Raw genomic sequence first — 18,533 nt, 5'->3', positions numbered from 1 at the left:
CAGGCCGTCGCGTCGCGGGACCCGTCGAGAAAGGGCGTGACCGTGGACTTCTGGGACTTCTTCTGGCTCCTCGTGTGGAGCTTCTTCTTCATCGCGTACCTCATCGTGCTCTTCCAGATCATCGCGGACCTGTTCCGTGACCGGGAGCTCTCCGGGTGGTGGAAGGCGGTCTGGATCATCTTCCTCATCTTCCTGCCCGTGCTGACGTCGCTCGTCTACCTCATCGCGCGCGGGCGCGGCATGGCGGAGCGGCAGGCCGCGGCCGTCGTGCAGGCGAAGCACGACACGGACGCCTACATCCGCCAGGTCGCGACGACGTCGCCGGCCGAGCAGATCTCCCACGCCAAGGCGCTCCTCGACTCGGGCGCCATCACCCCCGAGGAGTTCGCGCAGCTCAAGGCGAAGGCGCTCGCCTGACGGACCCCTGCCTCCCCCGGGCCGGGCGTACCCGCGTGCGGGTGCGTCCGGCCCGTCCGACGATCGAGACATGACCCGCTTCGGCTACACCCTCATGACCGAGCAGTCCGGCCCTCGTGCGCTCGTGGAGCACGCGGTCGACGCGGAGCGCGTCGGCTTCGACTTCGAGGTGATGAGCGACCACTACTTCCCCTGGCTCGACGCCCAGGGCCACGCCCCGTACGCGTGGTCCGTGCTCGGGGCGGTCGCCCAGGCGACCGAGCGCGTCGGCCTCATGACGTACGTGACGTGCCCCCTCCTGCGGTACCACCCCGCGGTCGTGGCGCAGAAGGCCGCGACCGTGGCGCTCCTGTCCGACGACCGCTTCACCCTCGGGCTCGGCGCCGGGGAGAACCTCAACGAGCACGTGGCGGGCGAGCGCTGGCCCGCCGTCGGCGAGCGGCACGACATGCTCGAGGAGGCGGTGCAGATCATCCGCTCGCTGCTCGACGGCGAGCGCCTCACGTTCGAGGGCGTCCACTACCGCGTCGACTCCGCCAAGCTCTGGGACCTGCCCGACGAGACCGTCGAGATCGGCGTGGCCGTCTCCGGGCCGCAGTCGATCGAGCGGTTCGCCCCGCTGGCCGACCACCTCGTCACCACCGAGCCCGAGGCCGGTGTCGTGCAGCGGTGGTCCTCCGTCCGCGAGCGCGCCGAGCTCGCGCCGTCGCGCGTCGTCGGGCAGATGCCGATCTGCTGGGACCCGGACGAGGAGACCGCCGTGGCGCGCGCGCACGAGCAGTTCCGGTGGTTCGGCGGCGGCTGGCGCGTCAACGCGGACCTGCCGACGACCGAGGCGTTCGAGGCGGCGACGGCGTTCGTGCGGCCCGAGGACGTGGCCGCGTCCATCCCGTGCGGCCCCGACCTGGACGCGGTCGTCGAGGCGGCGTCCGCGTGGTGGGAGGCAGGATTCACCGACCTCGCGCTCGTCCAGGTGGGCGAGGTCGGGCAGCGCGAGTTCCTCGAGACCGCGGCCGGGCCGCTCCTGGAGAAGCTCCGCGCGGCAGCGCCGTCGAGCTAGCGGCCGTCAGCCCTGGGGGCGCAGCGCGACGACCATCGCCTCCACGGCCAGCAGCGGCGCGACGTTGCCCTCGAGCCGCTCGCGCGCGACGCCGATCGCGTCCATGCGCCGCACCGTCTGCTCGGGCGTCGAGTCCTGCGCGAGCGCAGCCACCGTCTCGGCGAGCTCGGTGTTGACGAGCTCGACCTGGGCCCCGAGCTGCACCACGAGCACGTCGCGGTACAGCGAGAGCAGGTCGACCATCGCGCGGTCGAGCACGTCGCGCTGGTGGCGCGTCGCGCGCCGCTTCTGGTCGGCCTCGAGGTCGCGGAGCTGGGAGCGCAGCCGCGGCGGGAGCGTCTCGCCGTCCGCGACGCCGAGCGCACGCAGGAGCTCGGCCTTCTCTGCGGCGTCGCGCTCCTCCGTCGCCGCCTTCGCCTCGGCCTGCGCGAGGTCCACGAGCTCCCCCGCGGCGAGCACGGCGTCGCCGACCCCGCGGACCCGCCGGGCGAGCGAGAGCACGGACGTGCGGCGCTCGCGCGCCCCCGCGTCCCGCGCGAGGCGCCGGGCGAGACCGATATGGCTCTGGGCCGCGCGCGCCGCGACGAGGGCGACGTGCTCGTCGACACCGTCGCGCTGCACGAGCAGGCCCGCGACGGCCTCGACCGGCGGCACCCGCAGCACGACCCCGCGGCAGCGTGAGCGGATCGTCACGAGCACGTCCTGCGGGCTCGGGGCGCAGAGGATCCACACCGTGTGCGGGGCGGGCTCCTCGATCGCCTTGAGGAGGACGTTCGTGGTGCGCTCCGCCATGCGGTCGGCGTCCTCGACGACGATGACCCGGCGCCGGCCCTGCGACGGGCTGCGGCTCGCGACCGTCACCAGGTCGCGCACGTCGTCGATCTTGATGGTCACGAGCTCGGTCGCGACGAGCGTCACGTCCGGGTGCGTCCCGGCGAGCGTCGTGCGGCACGCCTGGCAGCGCCCGCAGCCGCCCTGCTCGCACTGGAGCGCGGCCGCGAACGCGCGCGCGGCGTTCGAGCGGCCGGAGCCGGGCGGGCCGGTGAGCAGCCACGCGTGGGTCATCGCGGCAGGGTCGGTGGCCGCGGCGCGGAGCGTCGCGACGGCCTGCTCCTGCCCGACGACGTCGTCCCAGACGCTCATGCGTGCGCGTCCCCGGCAGGCCGCGCCGGGGCGCCCGGCAGGAGGTCCGTGCCCGGCGCGTAGCCGATCGCGCTGTCCGTGTCGTCGAAGCCGTCGTCGGGCAGCGCGGCGACCGTGTCCTCGGCCTCCTCGACGACGGGCGTGAGCTCGAGCCGCGCGGCGACGTCGACCCGGATCTGCGCCTGGAGGTCGTCGACCGAGCCCGCGGCGTCGAGCACGACCCAGCGCTCCGGGTCCGACGCCGCGCGCGTGAGGAACGCCTCGCGCGTGCGGCGGTGGAACTCCGCGCCCGCGCGCTCGAGGCGGTCCTGCTGGCGGCGGATGCGCCCGGCGGCGACCGCCGGGTCGAGGTCGAGCAGGATCGTCACGTCGGGCAGGAGGTCCTGCACGGCCCAGCGCGAGATGAGCTCGACCTCGTCCGCGCCGAGCTCGCGCCCGCCCGCCTGGTAGGCGACCGACGAGTCGAGGTAGCGGTCCGTGACGACGATCGCGCCGCGCTCGAGCGCGGGGCGCACGAGGCTCGCGACGTGGTGCGCGCGGTCCGCGGCGTAGATGAGCGCCTCCGTGCGGGGGTCCATGTCCTGCCCGTGGAGCACCGCGGCGCGCAGCTCCTTCCCGAGCTCCGTGCCGCCCGGCTCGCGCGTCAGCACGACCTCGCGCCCCGTGAGCTCGCCGAGCCACTGCCCGAGCAGGCGCGCCTGCGTCGACTTGCCGACGCCGTCGCCGCCCTCGAAGGAGATGAAGTACCCGGGTGCGCTCACGGCGACCACCCTAGTCGCGACGTCGGACACGGGCCGGTCCCCCGGGCGCCGGACGTGCGGGACAGCCGCGGGCGCCGGACGCGCGGGATAGCCTCGGGCCATGCCCGATCCCGTGACCGCCCCCGTGACGGACCCCCCGCCCGCTCCTCTGCCCACCCCCGGCGTCGCGTTCGCCGGCCGGACGTTCGACGCCGTGCTGTTCGACATGGACGGCACCCTCATCGACTCGGTCCCGGCGGTGGACCGGAACTGGCGTCGCTGGGCCGCGGAGCACGGGCTGCCCGACGCCGAGGACTTCCAGATCCAGCACGGCACCCCGGCGCGCACGCTCATCGCGACGCTCCTGCCGGCCGACCAGGTCGAGCCCGCGTACGACCGCATCCACGAGCTGGAGCTCGAAGACAACGAGGGCGTGACGATCCTGCCGGGGACGCGCGACGCGCTCGCCGCCCTGCCCCCGGAGCGGCAGGCGATCGTCACGTCGTGCACCCGCCCCCTCGCGGCGGCGCGCATGGCCGCGTCGGGCCTCGTCGCGCCGTCGGTGGTCGTCACCGCGGACGACGTCGCCCACGGCAAGCCCGACCCGGACCCGTTCCTCCTCGGCGCGGAGCGCCTGGGCGTGGACCCGGCGCGGTGCCTCGTCGTCGAGGACGCTCCGGCCGGGGTCGCGTCCGCCCGCGCCGCGGGGTGCGCCGTGCTCGTCGTGACGGGCACGCACACGGCCGACGAGCTCGCGTCCGCGTCCCCTGCACCCGACGCGCTGGCGGCGGGCCTGGCAGCGGTGCGCTTCGCCGCGGGCCCGGACGGCATCCGGATCACGGACGCCTGACCACCCCGCCGACCATGGGGTCGTCTCCCGTCCTCGTCCCCTGACGGGCCAGACCCCCATGCTCGGCAGGGTGCAGCGGGCTGATCCTCAGTAGACGGACGCTCGCTGGGCGGCCGCGACGACCTTCGACGCGGCGGCGTGGATCTCCGCCAGCTCGTCGAGGGTGAGGCCCGTCGCGGCGACGATGGCGGGCGGGATGCGCTCCGCGTCACGACGCCGCGCGCGCCCCTCGGGCGTGAGCGTCACGCGGACCTGGCGGCCGTCGTCGGGCGATCGGGACCGGCGCACGTAGCCGAGGGTCTCGAGCCGCTTGAGGAGCGGCGAGAGCGTCCCCGCGTCGAGGTGCAGCCGCGCGGCGAGGTCGCCGACGGTCGACGTCGTGCCCGCCGCGTCGTCCTGCCACAGCGCGAGCAGCACGAGGTACTGCGGGTGGGTGATGCCCAGGGGCTCGAGCAGCGGCCGGTACAAGGCGACCATGCCGCGCGCGCCCGCGGAGAGCGCGAAGCACACCTGCGCCTCGAGCGCGAGCGGGTCCGCGAACAGCGTCGGCGCGCCCGGTGCGGACGCCCCGCCGTTCTCCTCGCTCGTCATGGCGCCATGCTACCGAGGATCGCGCTATTCTTGGTACGCCAATCATTGGTGCACCAACCATCAGCGGACGAGCACCAGCCACCGGCCCCCCGGCCGGCGACGCGACACCAGCGGAGGACACCGTGGCGCGCAAGAACGACAAGCGCACGCTCGGCATGCGCATCACCGAGGGCTTCCTGCCGATCTTCGGCCCGGCACAGCTGGGGCGGCAGGAGGCCGACGGCCGCGGCGTGTCCGACGCCGAGCGCGAGCGCGACCAGGAGCTGCGCACCCGCTTCGAGCGGGTCACCGGCCCCGACGGCCGCAGCTACGTCGTCGAGCACACCGACTGACGCGGCGCCCGCCCGCGAGCGTCACTCCCCGGGGTAGACGACCCCGACCTGGCGGCGCACCTCGTCGAGCGTGCGCATGACCTCGAGCGTCGAGTCCCACGACATGCGCGGGCTCTGCGTCTCGCCCGCGGCGACGCGGCGCGCAACCTCGGCGGCCTGGTACTGCTTGCCCTCGCCGGAGAAGCCGTCGTAGAACCAGGACGCGCCGTCGTGCCGGACGACCCGGAACGACGTCGGCGCGTAGAACGTGCCCTCGACCTCGATGCGGCCCGCCGTGCCCGAGATCACCGCCGTGTTCGCGGTGCGCGACCACAGCGTCGTCGAGAGCGTCGCCTGCGTGTCGCCGTAGCCGAGCACGATGCTCACCTGCCCGTCCACGCCCGTCTCCGTGAGCGCACCGACGGCCGTCGCGGTCGACGGCGCGCCCAGCAGGTCGTGCGCGAACGACACCGGGTAGACGCCCAGGTCGAGCAGCGCGCCGCCCGCCAGCTCCGGCGCGTAGAGCCGGTGCTCGGGGTCGAACGGGAACCACTGGCCGTGGTCGGCGCTGAGGTTCACGACGTCGCCGATCTCGCCGCGCGCGATCACGCCGCGCAGCGCGGCGACGTGCGGCAGGAACCGCGTCCACATGGCCTCCATGACGAACACGCCCGCCTCGCGCGCGGCGTCGAGCACCTCGACCGCCTCGGCCTCGTTGCGCGTGAACGCCTTCTCGACGAGGACGTGCTTGCCCGCGCGGATCGCGAGCAGGGCGTGCTCGTGGTGGTGCGAGTGCGGCGTCGCGACGTACACGACGTCCACCTGCGGGTCCTCGACGAGCTCGTCGTAGCCGTGGTGCGTCGTGGGGACGCCGTGCGCGGTCGCGAAGCGCTCGGCGCGCACGCGGTCGCGCGAGCCCACCGAGGCGACGCGACCCTGCGTGTGCAGGCGCACCGCCTCCGCGAACGACGACGCGATGCCGCCCGCGCCGAGGATGCCCCAGCGGATCGGGGGCGCGCTGCGCGGATCGGGGACCGTGCCCGTCACCTCGGCGGACAGGTCGGGGAACGGGTGGACGCCGGAGGCGGCCGGGGTCTCGTCGGGGTGCGCGGCGGGCGGCGGGGCGACGGTGCTCATGCGGCCCACGCTATCGCCCTGCGCGGGCCCCGCCGACGCTCGTCCACAGGCCGCGCGTCGGGCCCGCGAGCAGCCCTCCCCCGCACGGGTGGTGCGCGCCGCCGCGCGGCGCGTCACGATGGGGGGCATGACGACCCCCGCGCCCCGGACCGGCACGCCGACCGACGCCGGACCCGAGCCCGAGGCACGGGCGAGCGCGCGCGACCTCGTCAAGGTCTACGGCTCCGGCCCGACGGCCGTCCGCGCGCTCGACGGCGTCGACGTCGACTTCGCCCGCGGCCGCCTCACCGCGATCATGGGGCCGTCCGGCTCCGGCAAGTCGACGCTCATGCACTGCCTCGCCGGCCTCGACTCCCCGACGTCCGGCAGCGTCGTGATCGACGGGCAGGAGATCAGCCGGATGTCGCAGCGGCGGCTCACGGCGCTGCGCCGCACGCGCGTCGGGTTCGTCTTCCAGGCGTACAACCTGGTCCCGACCCTCACGGCCGCGGAGAACATCACGCTCCCCCTCGACATCGCGCGCACCCGCGTGGACCGCGACTGGTTCGACGAGGTGACGACCGCCGTCGGGCTCACCGACCGCCTGCACCACCGCCCCTCCGAGCTGTCGGGCGGGCAGCAGCAGCGCGTCGCGTGCGCGCGGGCGCTCGTGTCGCGGCCCTCGATCGTGTTCGCCGACGAGCCGACCGGCAACCTCGACTCGCGCTCCGCGGGCGAGGTGCTCACGTTCCTGCGCCGCTCCGTCGACGAGCTCGACCAGACGGTCGTCATGGTCACGCACGACCCGCGCGCGGCGTCGTACGCGCACCGTGTCGTCTTCCTCGCGGACGGTCGCCTCGCGGGCGAGCTGCACGACCCCACGCAGCAGGACATCCTCGACGCGCTCGCGCTCGCCGCGGACGACGGCGCATGATCCGCGTCGCGCTGCGGGGCGTGCGCGCGCACGTCGTGCGGTTCGTCCTGTCGGTGCTCGCCGTGACGCTCGGCGTCGCGTTCGTCGTCGGCACGTTCGCGTTCCGCGGCATGCTCTCCTCCACGTTCGACGACATCATCGCGACGACGCTCACGGCCGACGTCTACGTGCGCGGCGCGCAGGAGGTCGAGAGCGACGCGTCCGGGCCCGGTGGCGGCGGCGCCGCCGGCGGGGGCGGGTTCGCGGGCGACCGCACGCTCGTCCTGGCCGACCTCACGACGGAGGTCGAGGGGGTCGACGGCGTCGAGCGGGCCGTGGCGGACGTGTCCGGACCCGTCGTGCTCGTCGCGGCCGACGGCACCGCCGTCGTGACCACGGGCCCGCCGAGCACGGCGTTCTCCGTCGACCCGGAGGACCCGAGCCTCACGCTGCTCGACGGCGCGTGGCCCGGCGCGGGCGAGATCGTCCTGGAGCAGAGCGCGGCCGAGACCGCTGACCTCGCCACGGGCGACGAGACCACGGTCGTGCTCGGCGGGGAGCCGCGCCCCGTGACCGTGTCCGGCGTGTTCGGCATCGAGGCCGCCGCCGCGGGTGCGGTCCTCGTCGGGATCGACGGCGACACGGCGCGCGAGGTCTACGCGCCCGACGGGCTGGTGCCCCAGATCGCGGTCTGGGCGGACGCGAGCGGTCCGGTGGACGAGGACGCGCTCGCGGACCGCGTCGCGTCGGTCCTGCCGTCCGGTGCGGAGGCCGTCACGGGCGAGCAGGCGCGCGCCGAGGCGAGCGAGGCGGTCGAGGAGGTGCTCGGGTTCGTCGAGACCTTCCTGCTCGTGTTCGCCGCCATCGCGCTGTTCGTCGGCGCGTTCATCATCGCGAACACGTTCGCGATGTCGGTGCGCGAGCGACTGCGCGAGCTCGCGCTCCTGCGCGCGCTCGGCGCGTCGCCGGGCCAGGTGTTCACGTCGGTCCTCGTCCAGGCGCTCGTCGTCGGGCTCGTGGGTGGCGGGTTCGGCGTGCTCGCGGGGGCCGGCCTCGTGCGGGTCATCCGGTGGGGGCTCGCGCTCGCCGGCTTCGAGTTCTCCGGCCGGGTCCCGCTCGGGACCTCGCAGGTCGTGGCCGCCGTCGCGCTCGGGGCCGTCGTCAGCGTCCTCGCGGCCGTGCTGCCCGCGCGCCGGGCCGCCGCGATCCCGCCCGTGCAGGCGATGCGCGACGACGTCGCGCCCGACCGCGGCACCGGGCTGCGGGCGGTGGGCGGGGTGGTCGTCGTCGCGGCGGGCGCCGGTGTGCTGTGGCTCGCCGCGTACCTGGGATCCTCCGTCGTGGACGCGCCGACCGGCTGGGCCTGGGTCGACGACCTGAGCCCCCGCCTGCTCCTCGGCGTCGGGGCCGGGCTCGTGCTCGTGGGCGTGCTCGTCGGGTCGCCGGCCGTCGCGCGCGGCGTGCTCGCGGTGCTCGCGTGGCCGCTCGTCGTCGCGCTGCGCCCGCTCGGCCGCCTCGCGCGCGGCAACGTCACGCGCAACCCCCGCCGCACCGCGAGCACCGCGGGAGCACTGCTCATCGGCATGGCGCTCGTGTCCGTCACGGGCGTCATCGCCGCCTCGACCCAGGCGTCGGTGCGGAGCATCGTCGAGAACGAGGTGCGGGCCGACCTGGTGGTCGACTCCGCGACGCTCGTCGTGCCCGAGGGCGCGGTCGAGGCCGTGACCGCGACGCCGGGCGCCGCCGTCGTGGACACGGTGCGGCTCGGGTCGGCGTCGGTCGCCACGGTCGGCGGCGGCTCCGGCGCGGACGGCAGCACGGCCGACGGCGCGCGCGGGACCGACGTCGCGGGCGTGCCCGCCGGGTTCTTCGACACCGCGCTCGAACCCGTGACGCTCGCCGGGGACCCGACGGCGACGCTCGAGGACGGGGACGTCGTCGTGCACCGGCGCACCGCGCGCGAGCGCGGCTGGGAGGTGGGCGACACGCTGCGGCTCGGCGAGGGCGACGCCGCCGTCGAGGCGCGCGTGGGCGCGGTGATCGACAGCCAGCTCGTGGGGACCGGCGTCCTGGTGCGCGACGACGTGTTCGACGCCGTCGTGCCGGCCGCCCAGGCGAGCGTGCGGATCGTCTACGTGTCGGCGGCCGACGGTGCGAGCCCGGCCGACGTCGAGGAGCTGCGCACCGCCCTGACGTCGGCGGTCGAGCCGTTCCTCGTCGTCACGGTGCTCGACCGGGAGCAGACCGCGTCCGCGTTCGCCGACCAGGTGAACCAGGTGCTCGTCATCCTCTACGCCCTGCTCGCGCTGTCGATCGTCATCGCGCTGCTCGGCATCGTCAACACGCTCGCGCTGTCGATCATCGAGCGCACGCGCGAGATCGGGCTGCTGCGCGCCGTCGGGCTGGGACGGCTCCAGCTCGCCGGGGTCATCGCGATCGAGTCGGTCCTCACGGCCGTGTACGGCACGGTGCTCGGCGTCGCGACGGGCATCGGCATCGGCGCCGCCCTCCCGGGCGTGCTCGCCGACGAGGGGCTGAGCACGCTCGCCGTGCCGTGGGGCCAGGTGCTCGCGATCCTCGGCGTCGCCGTCGTCATCGGTCTCGTCGCGAGCGTCTGGCCCGCGATCCGCGCCGCTCGCCTCCCGGTCCTCGACGCGGTGACCGTCGACTGACCCTCGTCCCGCCGAGTGCGTGAGCTCGTCGCGTCCCGGAGGCCCGGGCGCGACCGTCTCACGCACTCACGGGACGGGGAGGGGGTCCGGGGCCGGGGTGCGGTAGCGGCGCAGCGGGGCGTTGCGCCACGCGACGAGCCCGACGACGGCGCTCGCCACCAGCCCGCCCGCCACCAGCGCGACGGGCGCGGACGTCAGCGACGCGAGCACTCCCCCGCGGAAGTTCCCGACCTCCGGGCCGGCGACGCCCACCACGTGCTCGACCGAGGACACCCGTCCGCGGAACTCGTCGGGCGTCTCGAGCTGCACCAGCGCACCGCGCGTCACGACCGAGACGGTGTCCGCCGCACCGGCGACCGCCAGGCACGCGAGCGCGAGCCACAGCGGCCCCGCGAGCCCGAACCCGGCGAGCGCGACGCCCCACGTCGCCGCCGCGGCGAGCTGCAGCGCCCCCGAGCGCGGCGCCCGCGTCACGGCCCCCGACAGGAGGCCGGCGCCGATCCCTCCCACCGCGACCGCCGAGAGGAACAGGCCGAGGGTGCGGGGGTCGCCGTCGAACCGGATCTCGTTGACGAGCGGGAAGAGCGAGACGGGCATGGCGAGCACGGTCGCCGCGACGTCCGTCGCGAACGCGCCGCGCAGCGTCGGCCTGCGCCACACGATCGACCACCCGCCCGCGGCCGCCCGACGGCGGGGCGCGGGCTCGGGCGTCGCCGCGGCCGGGCCCGTCGTGGCCGAGGGGCCGCCGGGGAGCGGGGGCAGGGGCGGGAGGCGCACGAGCCCGAGCAGCGCGACGACGGCGGCAACCGCCTGCAGGCCGTACGCCGCGGGCAGGTCCCAGCGCGCCAGGACGAGGCCGGCGAGCGCGGGCCCGACGAGCATGGCCACCTGGAAGGCGAGGTTCTGCAGCGCGAGCCCCGCCGCCACCTGGTCGGGCGGCAGCAGCCGGGGCGGCACGGTCCGACGCGCGGGCGAGCCGAGCGCGTTGCACGCCGCGCCCGCCGCGACGAGGCCGAGCAGGAGCCACACCGACCGGTTCCCCGCGAGCGCCTGCGCGGCGAGGCCGGCCGCGGCGAGCACCTGCCCGACGGCGGCGAGACGCATGAGGGTGCGACGGTCGTGGACGTCGGCGAGGTGCCCGCCCACCAGCCCGAGCGTCAGGAGCGGGACCGCGGTCGCGAGCCCGATCGTGCCCGTCCACAGCGGGCTGTGGGTGAGCTCCCAGACCTGGAGCAGCACCGCGACGTTCGCGATCTGGAAGCCGAGGCCACCCACGGCCGACCCGGCCCACAGGTCGCGGTACGCGCGGCTCGCGCGCAGCGGCCGCAGGTCGAGGACGTGGTCGCGCACCTCAGCGCTCCCGCGGCGCGGGGTGGCCGGCCGCGTCGAGGCGCTCGACGAGCCGCTCGCGCAGCGACCTGCGGGCGAGCACGCGCTCCAGCTCGACGACGACCGCGCTCAGGGCGTGCGGCAGCTCGTCGTCGATCTCGGCGACGGACTCCTCGGTCGCCCGCCACTCCGCCTCGAGGAGCGGGACGAGCTCACGCGACCGGTCGGTGAGCGCGACGCGCCGCGTGCGCGCGTCCGCGCCGGGCTCGGTCTCGACGAGGCCCTCGCGCCGCATCGCGGTGACCGTCTGGCTCATCGCCGAGTGCGTCCGCCCGAGCGAGGCCGCGAGCTCCCGGATGGTCAGGGGGCCGGTGTGCGCGAGCCGGATGAGCGGGTAGACGAAGCGCGGGCGCACGCCCACGATCCCGCGGTCCGCGTAGACGGTCTCGATCTCGTCGTCGAGGCGTCGGAGCACCGCGTGCAGGGAGTCCCACCGGCCGGGGACGGTGGTCGGGTCCGGAGAAGTCATAGCACTGTTATAACAGCACTCATGCGATCGTCGGCTGCCTGCCCGAGGACGACTAGGTTGCCTCCCTAACTAGATAGCCGTACTGTCTAGCCCATGACGTTCGACGAGCGGCTCGACCGCGAGCTCCTGCGCGGCGTGCTGCCGCTGTGCGTGCTCGCGGTCGTCGCGACCCACGGCCCCACCTACGGCTACGCGATCACGCGGTCGCTCGCCGACGCGGGCCTCGGCACCGTGAAGGGCGGCACGCTCTACCCGCTGCTGCAGCGGCTGGAGGACGACGGCCTCGTCACGACCTCCTGGCACCAGGGCGAGCGCGGGCCGAGCCGTCGGTACTACGCCGTCACGGACCAGGGTCGCGTCGCGCTCACCGCCGCGATCTCCCGCTGGGACGCCGTGACGACGGCGGCGACCACCCTCGTCGCCGGCGCGTCCGGCGCGCCCTCGCCGGACGGCGCGATCCCGGCCGACGCACCCCCTCCCGATCCCACCCCGACAAGGACCCCCCGATGAGCGACACGACCCGCTACACGATCGAGCGCCGTCACGCGCCGCACGTCGACCCGCGATGGGCCGAGGCGCTCCTGCTGGAGCTGCGGCTCCAGGGCGTCGCCGGAGCGCGCATCGGCGCGGTGCTCGCGGAGGTGGATGCGCACGTCGTCGACTCCGGCGAGACCGCGCAGGAGGCGTTCGGCGACCCTGTGGCGTACGCGCGCTCGCTCGACCTGCCCGAGGACCCCGCGCAGTCGAGCTCCTCGATCGGGCGGACGGTCGCCGCCTCCGCCGTGCAGACGGTCGGGATGCTCGGCGTGCTGTGGTCGCTGCGGCCCGCGCTCGACGGCGGCGCCCTCGTGGTCCCGGCCGGGATGCTGCTCGTCCTCGTCGCCGCGCTCGCGGGCTTCGTCGGGCTGTGGCGCGCCGGCGACCGCGTGCTGCGCGCCGCGCTCGCCCACCCCGTGCTGACCGTCCTCGGGAACATGGTCGTGACGGCTGCCCTCGTGGCCGTCGCGGTCACGCTGCGCGCCCCGGTCGCGAGCCTCACTGCGGTCCCGGTCCTGGTCGCGGCCGCCGTCGCGCTCGTCGTGGGGACCGTCTGGGGCCTGCGCGAGCAGGGCTCGGGCGACCCCGTCGTCGACCCGCTCGACGACGCGCCGCACGCCCGCACCGACCGCACGGGGCGCTGGGGCGTGCTGCTCCTGCCCGCCGTGACGGTGGTGCTCGGGACGATCACGGTGCTCGTCCGCTGAGCCGGGAGGGGACCTAGGTCACGCGACCCGGCGTCCCGGTGGTGGTCCCCGGGGACGCGTGACACGGTGGGGAAGGCTGGCGGGCACCGGCCTCGCACGGCTGCGGCGCGCCCGACGGCGACCCACCGACTCCACAGGAGGCCACGATGTCCGAGGTTCCCGTCCGCACGCTCATCAGCCCGCTGCGCTACGTCCAGGCCCGCGGTGCGCTCACGCGGCTCGGCGAGTTCGTCCGACCGATCGGCACGAAGCCGCTGCTCGTCGCCGACGACGTCGTGTGGGGCATCGTCCAGGACACGGTCGCCGTGTCCTTCCAGGAGCAGGACCTCCCCCGCCACCGCACCGGGTTCGGCACCTACGCCACCGCCGCGGAGGTCGACCGGCTCGCGCGCGAGATCGACGAGCTCGGCGCCGACGTGATCGTCGGCATCGGCGGCGGCTCGACCATCGACGCGGTGAAGGCCGCGGGCCACCTGCGCGGCATCCGCTGGGTGTCCGTGCCGACCGTCGCGTCCACCGACGCCCCGTGCTCCGCCCTGTCCGTGATCTACACCGAGGACGGCGCGTTCGAGGAGTACCGGTTCTTCCCGCACAACCCGGACCTCGTGCTCGTCGACACGGGCCTCGTCGCGAACGCGCCCGTGAAGTTCCTCGTCGCCGGCGTCGGCGACGCGCTCGCGACGTGGATCGAGGCGCGCGCCGTCGCCGAGGCGAACGCGTCGACCATGGCCGGCGGCCTCCCCCTCGTCACGGGCACGGCGCTCGCGCAGCTCTCGTGGGACATCCTCTGGGAGAACGCGCTGCCCGCGATCGACGCGGTGAAGGACCACCTCGTGACGCCCGCGGTCGAGAAGGTCGTCGAGGCGAACACGCTGCTGTCCGGGCTGGGCTTCGAGTCCGGCGGCCTCGCCGCGGCGCACGCGATCCACAACGGCCTCACCGCCGCGCCCCAGACGCACGGCCTCACGCACGGCCAGAAGGTGAACATCGGCTCCGTCACGCAGCTCGTCCTGGAGGGTGCACCGACCGAGGAGATCGAGGAGTTCGTGCGCTTCACGACGCGCGTCGGTCTGCCGAACACGCTCACCGAGATCGGCCTGACCGCCGACGACGTGCACGACCTCACGCGCGTCGCGGAGGCCGCCACCGCGGAGGGCGAGACGATCCACGCCATGCCGTTCCCCGTGCGCGTGCCCGAGCTCGTCGACGCCCTGCGCTCGATCGAGGGCTTCTCCCGCCGCGTCCGCGCCGAGGCGGGCCTCCCCGAGCCGGTCAAGCACACCGCGCACTGACCGTTCCCACCGGGCCGGGCCCCGCCGTCGCCGGAGGGGCCCGGCCCGGGACGGGCCGACCAGGCGGTCCCGACCGGCCCACCAGGTGGATCTGGTGCGTCCAGCGGCCCGGACGCACCACGATCACCTGGTCGGCCGACGGCTGACGGCCGACGGCTGATGGCCGACGGGTGAGGGCTGACCGCGGCTACTTCTTCGCGGCCGTCTTCTTGGCGGGGGTCTTCTTCGCGGCTGGCTTGCGGGCCGTGGTGCGCTTCTTCGCCGGGCCCTGCGCGCGCTTCTCCGCGAGGAGCTCGATCGCCTGCTCGGGCGTGATCGACTCGGGCGTGACGTCGCGGGGCAGGGTGCGGTTCGTCTCGCCGTCGGTGACGTACGCGCCGAACCGGCCGTCCTTGACGACGACCGGCTTGCCGCTGTTCGGGTCGTCACCGAGCTCGCGCAGCGGCGGCGTCGCGGCACGCTGGCCGCGCCCGCGCTTGGGCTGCTTGTACAGCTCGAGCGCCTCGTCGAGGGTGACGGTGAACATCGACTCCTCGTCGGGCAGCGACCGGGAGTCGGTGCCCTTCTTGAGGTAGGGGCCGTAGCGGCCGTTCTGCGCCGTGATCTCCTCGCCCGACTCCGGGTCGGTCCCCACGACGCGCGGCAGCGACAGCAGGCGCAGCGCGTCGTCGATCGTGATCGTGTCGAGCGACTGCGTCTTGAGCAGCGATGCCGTGCGCGGCTTGGGCTGCGCGGCCTTCGCCCTCTTCTGCGCGGCGGCCGAGAGGCTCGCGTCGATCGGCGGGAGGTCGAGCACCTCGGTCACGTACGGGCCGTAGCGGCCCGCCTTCGCGATGATCTCGTTGCCGGACACCGGGTCGGTGCCGAGCACCTTGCCGTCGTCGGCGCCCGCGGCGAGCAGCTCGCGCGCCTTGGCGACCGTCAGCTCGTCGGGGGCGACGTCGTCGGGCACGGACGCGCGCGGCGGGTTCTCGCCCTCCTTGACGGGGACGGAGAGGTCCTCCACGTAGGGCCCGTAGCGCCCGACGCGGAGCTGGATGCCCTCGCCGATCGGCACCGAGTTGATGCCGCGCGCGTCGATGTCGCCGAGGTTCGCGACGAGGTCGCGCAGGCCCTCGGCGTCCTCGCCCTTCGCGGCGTCGCCGAAGTAGAACTCGGTGAGCCACGCGACGCGGTCGCGGCGACCGGCGGCGATCTCGTCGAGGTCGGCCTCCATGCGCGCGGTGAAGTCGTAGTCGACGAGCCGGTCGAAGTGCTCCTCGAGCAGCCGCACGACGGCGAACGCGAGCCAGCTCGGCACGAGCGCCTGCCCGCGCGAGAGCACGTACCCGCGGTCCTGGATCGTCGAGATCGTCGAGGCGTACGTCGACGGCCGCCCGATCCCGAGCTCCTCGAGCGCCTTGACGAGGCTGGCCTCGGTGTACCGGGGCGGCGCGGACGTGGAGTGCCCGTCGGCGGTGAGGTCGTCGGCGCGCAGGGCGTCGCCTTCGCTCATCTGCGGCAGGCGCGCCTCGTCGCCGCCCTTGGCCCCGACGACGGGCGCGTCCTCGGCGTAGCGGTCGACGTCCGAGCTCTCCTCGTACGCGGCGAGGAACCCGCGGAACGTGATGACGGTGCCCGACGCGGCGAACACCGCGTCGCGGCCCGCGACGTCGCCCGCGGCGGCCGAGAGGGTCGCGCCGAGGCGGACGGACGCCGTCGACCCCTTCGCGTCCGCCATCTGCGACGCGACGGTGCGCTTCCACACGAGCTCGTAGAGCTTGAACTGGTCGTCGCTCAGCTCGCGCTTGACCTGCGCGGGCGTGCGGAACGAGTCGCCCGCGGGGCGGATCGCCTCGTGCGCCTCCTGCGCGCCCTGGTTCTTCGCGGCGTAGACGCGCGGCTTCTCCGGGACGAACTCGGGGCCGTACAGCTCCGCCGCCTGGCGGCGGGCCGCCGTCGTGGCCTCCGCCGACAGCGACGGCGAGTCCGTACGCATGTAGGTGATGTAGCCGTTCTCGTACAGCGACTGCGCGGTGCGCATCGCCTGGCGCGACGACATGCGCAGCTTGCGGCTGGCCTCCTGCTGGAGGGTCGACGTCGTGAACGGCGCCGCGGGACGGCGCGTGTACGGCTTGGTCTCGAGCGAGCGCACCGCGAACGCCGCGTCCGCGAGGCCGGTCACGACGGCGCGCGCCGTCGTCTCGTCGAGGTGCGCGACGCCGTCGCGCGCCGCCGCCGGCTTGAGCTGCCCGCGGTCGTCGAAGTCGCGGCCCGAGGCGACGCGCGCGTCGCCGAGCTGCACGAGCCGGGCGCCGAAGGCCTTGCCCGCGTCCGGTGCCGACGCGTCGGCGTGCTCGAAGGTGCCCGTGACGTCCCAGTACTCGGCGGGGACGAACGCCATGCGCTCGCGCTCGCGCTCGACGACGAGGCGCGTCGCGACCGACTGCACGCGGCCGGCCGAGAGCCCCTGGGCGATCTTGCGCCACAGCACGGGCGAGACCTCGTAGCCGTAGAGGCGGTCGAGGATGCGGCGGGTCTCCTGCGCGTCGACGAGGTGCTCGTCGAGGTCGCGCGTGTTCTGCAGCGCCCGCTGGATGGCCTCGCGCGTGATCTCGTGGAAGACCATGCGCTTGACCGGGACCTTGGGCTTGAGCGCCTCGAGGAGGTGCCACGCGATGGCCTCGCCCTCGCGGTCCTCGTCGGTCGCGAGGTAGAGCTCGTCGGCGTCCTTGAGCGCGCGCTTGAGCTCGGCGACCTTCTTCTTCTTGTCCGCGTAGACCTCGTAGTACGGGTCGAAGCCGTGGTCGACGTCGACCGCGAACTTCCCGTACGGGCCCTTCTTCATGTCCGCGGGCAGCTCGGACGGCTGCGGCAGGTCGCGGATGTGCCCGACGCTCGCCTCGACCTCGTAGTCGTCGCCGAGGTAGCCCTGGATCTTGCGAGCCTTGGCGGGCGACTCGACGATCACGAGCTTGCGTGGCATCCGATCCTGCTTTCGTCCGTGCGTACGTGTCCGTGGCGGGCGCTCCCTGCCCGACGGCGGCGGGCCCCGCCGGGGCCCCGGCGACCCGGACGACCGTCCGGTCGCCCGCCGTGGCAGCCTACGACGTTACTCCCGTCGCGCCAGCCGCACGCACCCTACCCCCGAACGGGACGACGGTCGGGGCGGGCTGTGGACTGACGGACGAGGAGCAGCACCGCGAAGGCCGCGGCCGTCACCGCCAGCACGCCCGCGACGCCGCCCGCGTAGGCCGTCACCTCCTGCGCCGCCGTCGTGCCCCAGGTCGCGGGCGTCGCGCGCAGCGCGAGCGCCGCCGCGACCCCCGCCGCGGCCGCGCCGAGCAGGAGGAGCACCGCCGTCACGGTGGAGCCGGGCGTGGGCCCGGCGCCCGGGTCGAGCGACGACCTCGGCGTGAAGACGCACACGAGGGCGGCCCACGCGAGGACGACGAGGACGGCGGCGACGACGTCGCTCGGGCGGTGCCACTGGCCGACCAGGGTCGAGACCCCGGTGGCCGCGGTGTACGCGCCCCCGAGGACGGCGACGAGCGGCCGCGCCCCGCGCGGCACGACGAGCAGCAGCGCGGCCGCGACCGACCCCGCGACGGTGGTGTGGCCGCTGGGCAGCGAGTTCTCCCAGTGCCAGCCGCCGATGAGCTCCTCGCGGCCGAGGAGGGAGTGCTTGACGAGCTGCGTCGTGACGTTCGCGCCGACGACGAGGAACGCGACCTGCACCGCGAGCCCCCAGCGGCGGCGCAGGAGCGCGATGCCCATCGCGGCGCCCAGGCCGCCGACCACGAACGCGACCGAGACCGTGTCGAGCACGGGTTCGGCGACCGCCCAGAGCTCTCCCTGGCCGGTCACGGCGCCGTCGAACGCGGCCCGCTCGAGCATCTGCCCGGCGAACGTGTCGACGAAGAACCGCCACACGAGCCACGCCCCCGCGACCGCGAGCAGCGCGACGACGGCCGCGACCACGCGCGAGCCGGTGCTCGGTCCGTCGGGACCCGGGACGGCGTGCGCGTGCGGCGCCCGGCGCGGCGCCGGGGCGGAGGGACCGCCCGCGGCGGCCTGCGGGACGGGCGGGTACGGGGTCCCGGCGGGGGGCGCTGCGGCGGAGCCTGCGGGAGGCACTGCCGGGGGCGCTGCGGCGGGCGGCGGCGCGGCCGCCGGTCCGGGCGTGGGCGGCATCGGCTGCGTCGCCGGGAGCGGCCGCGTACCCGCCCCGCCGCTGGTCGGCAGCGGCCGGGTCGGGGCGTGGTCGGAAGGCATCCCACCACCGTAGAGGACGCGTGTGCGCATTCGGGGAAGACGGCGGGAAGAGCTGCGGGTCCGGGCCGAGTG

At 75.3% G+C, this 18,533-nt stretch carries 17 protein-coding genes; 9 read left to right on the top strand and 8 right to left on the bottom strand.

All coding sequences use genetic code 11. The features are described 5' to 3' along the window. The first annotated feature begins 36 nt into the window (after positions 1 to 36). Positions 37 to 417: an SHOCT domain-containing protein gene (locus HKK73_RS03675; RefSeq protein ID WP_108051002.1), complete on the top strand. Its 381-nt coding sequence runs from the start codon at positions 37 to 39 to the stop codon at positions 415 to 417. Positions 418 to 487: 70 nt separating this feature from the next. Then, the gene (locus tag HKK73_RS03670) at positions 488 to 1,477 is read left to right on the top strand and encodes a TIGR03557 family F420-dependent LLM class oxidoreductase (protein ID WP_171467462.1); all 990 of its coding nucleotides are present in this window, start codon (positions 488 to 490) and stop codon (positions 1,475 to 1,477) included. Between the two features lie 6 nt (positions 1,478 to 1,483). On the opposite strand, the gene HKK73_RS03665 is transcribed toward HKK73_RS03670, so the two are convergent. Together HKK73_RS03665 and tmk are read right to left on the bottom strand one after the other, a co-directional pair. Next, positions 1,484 to 2,620, bottom strand: coding sequence for a DNA polymerase III subunit delta' (locus HKK73_RS03665; RefSeq protein ID WP_085386527.1), 1,137 nt, complete (start codon positions 2,618 to 2,620; stop codon positions 1,484 to 1,486). Next, positions 2,617 to 3,381, bottom strand: a complete 765-nt coding sequence (gene tmk / locus HKK73_RS03660) for a dTMP kinase (protein ID WP_371810580.1) — start codon at positions 3,379 to 3,381, stop codon at positions 2,617 to 2,619. The genes HKK73_RS03665 and tmk overlap by 4 nt, the downstream gene beginning before the upstream one ends. A 100-nt stretch (positions 3,382 to 3,481) precedes the next feature. On the opposite strand from tmk, the gene HKK73_RS03655 reads away from it, so the two are divergent. Further along, on the top strand, positions 3,482 to 4,210 hold the full coding sequence (locus HKK73_RS03655; protein WP_114553234.1) for an HAD-IA family hydrolase: 729 nt from the start codon (positions 3,482 to 3,484) through the stop codon (positions 4,208 to 4,210). An 87-nt stretch (positions 4,211 to 4,297) separates the two neighbouring features. Here the strand turns inward: HKK73_RS03655 and HKK73_RS03650 are convergent, their stop codons facing one another. Continuing rightward, positions 4,298 to 4,801 (bottom strand): MarR family winged helix-turn-helix transcriptional regulator, encoded by a 504-nt coding sequence (locus HKK73_RS03650; protein WP_171467460.1) that lies wholly within the window; start codon positions 4,799 to 4,801, stop codon positions 4,298 to 4,300. A gap of 122 nt (positions 4,802 to 4,923) precedes the next feature. On the opposite strand from HKK73_RS03650, the gene HKK73_RS03645 reads away from it, so the two are divergent. Continuing rightward, positions 4,924 to 5,133, top strand: a complete 210-nt coding sequence (locus HKK73_RS03645) for a hypothetical protein (RefSeq protein WP_021482922.1) — start codon at positions 4,924 to 4,926, stop codon at positions 5,131 to 5,133. A 21-nt stretch (positions 5,134 to 5,154) separates the two neighbouring features. Here the strand turns inward: HKK73_RS03645 and HKK73_RS03640 are convergent, their stop codons facing one another. Further along, on the bottom strand, positions 5,155 to 6,249 hold the full coding sequence (locus HKK73_RS03640) for a Gfo/Idh/MocA family protein (RefSeq protein ID WP_171467459.1): 1,095 nt from the start codon (positions 6,247 to 6,249) through the stop codon (positions 5,155 to 5,157). 127 nt (positions 6,250 to 6,376) lie between these two features. Here HKK73_RS03640 and HKK73_RS03635 point away from each other — a divergent pair, with 127 nt between their 5' ends. Both HKK73_RS03635 and HKK73_RS03630 read left to right on the top strand, forming a co-directional pair. Continuing rightward, positions 6,377 to 7,162 (top strand): ABC transporter ATP-binding protein, encoded by a 786-nt coding sequence (locus tag HKK73_RS03635; protein ID WP_061266601.1) that lies wholly within the window; start codon positions 6,377 to 6,379, stop codon positions 7,160 to 7,162. Next, the gene (locus HKK73_RS03630) at positions 7,159 to 9,813 is read left to right on the top strand and encodes an ABC transporter permease (RefSeq protein ID WP_171467458.1); all 2,655 of its coding nucleotides are present in this window, start codon (positions 7,159 to 7,161) and stop codon (positions 9,811 to 9,813) included. Before HKK73_RS03635 ends, HKK73_RS03630 begins: the two co-directional genes overlap by 4 nt. A gap of 66 nt (positions 9,814 to 9,879) precedes the next feature. Here HKK73_RS03630 and HKK73_RS03625 read toward each other — a convergent pair whose 3' ends face one another. Together HKK73_RS03625 and HKK73_RS03620 are read right to left on the bottom strand one after the other, a co-directional pair. After that, entirely contained in the window at positions 9,880 to 11,163 is a 1,284-nt protein-coding gene (locus HKK73_RS03625) for an MFS transporter (RefSeq protein WP_171467457.1), read from the bottom strand. A gap of 1 nt (position 11,164) precedes the next feature. Further along, on the bottom strand, positions 11,165 to 11,671 hold the full coding sequence (locus HKK73_RS03620) for a MarR family winged helix-turn-helix transcriptional regulator (RefSeq protein ID WP_171467456.1): 507 nt from the start codon (positions 11,669 to 11,671) through the stop codon (positions 11,165 to 11,167). 93 nt (positions 11,672 to 11,764) lie between these two features. Between HKK73_RS03620 and HKK73_RS03615 the strand changes: the two genes are divergently transcribed. From HKK73_RS03615 to HKK73_RS03605, 3 genes are all read left to right on the top strand, one after another. Then, positions 11,765 to 12,181: a PadR family transcriptional regulator gene (locus tag HKK73_RS03615; protein WP_171467455.1), complete on the top strand. Its 417-nt coding sequence runs from the start codon at positions 11,765 to 11,767 to the stop codon at positions 12,179 to 12,181. Next, positions 12,178 to 12,915, top strand: coding sequence for a hypothetical protein (locus HKK73_RS03610; RefSeq protein WP_034654862.1), 738 nt, complete (start codon positions 12,178 to 12,180; stop codon positions 12,913 to 12,915). The genes HKK73_RS03615 and HKK73_RS03610 overlap by 4 nt, the downstream gene beginning before the upstream one ends. 146 nt (positions 12,916 to 13,061) lie before the next feature. Further along, on the top strand, positions 13,062 to 14,207 hold the full coding sequence (locus HKK73_RS03605; protein WP_043658558.1) for a glycerol dehydrogenase: 1,146 nt from the start codon (positions 13,062 to 13,064) through the stop codon (positions 14,205 to 14,207). A gap of 187 nt (positions 14,208 to 14,394) precedes the next feature. On the opposite strand, the gene topA is transcribed toward HKK73_RS03605, so the two are convergent. Further along, on the bottom strand, positions 14,395 to 17,172 hold the full coding sequence (topA, locus tag HKK73_RS03600) for a type I DNA topoisomerase (protein WP_171467454.1): 2,778 nt from the start codon (positions 17,170 to 17,172) through the stop codon (positions 14,395 to 14,397). 155 nt (positions 17,173 to 17,327) lie between these two features. Beyond that, on the bottom strand, positions 17,328 to 18,461 hold the full coding sequence (locus tag HKK73_RS03595) for a phosphatase PAP2 family protein (protein ID WP_253705772.1): 1,134 nt from the start codon (positions 18,459 to 18,461) through the stop codon (positions 17,328 to 17,330). Positions 18,462 to 18,533: the final 72 nt, after the last annotated feature.

Origin of the sequence: Cellulosimicrobium sp. 72-3 (genome assembly GCF_013127315.1) — a bacterium.
Taxonomy (GTDB): Bacteria; Actinomycetota; Actinomycetes; order Actinomycetales; family Cellulomonadaceae; genus Cellulosimicrobium; species Cellulosimicrobium funkei.
The sequence above is the reverse complement of the archived record's forward strand: the minus strand, read 5'-3'. Positions and strand labels throughout refer to the sequence as shown.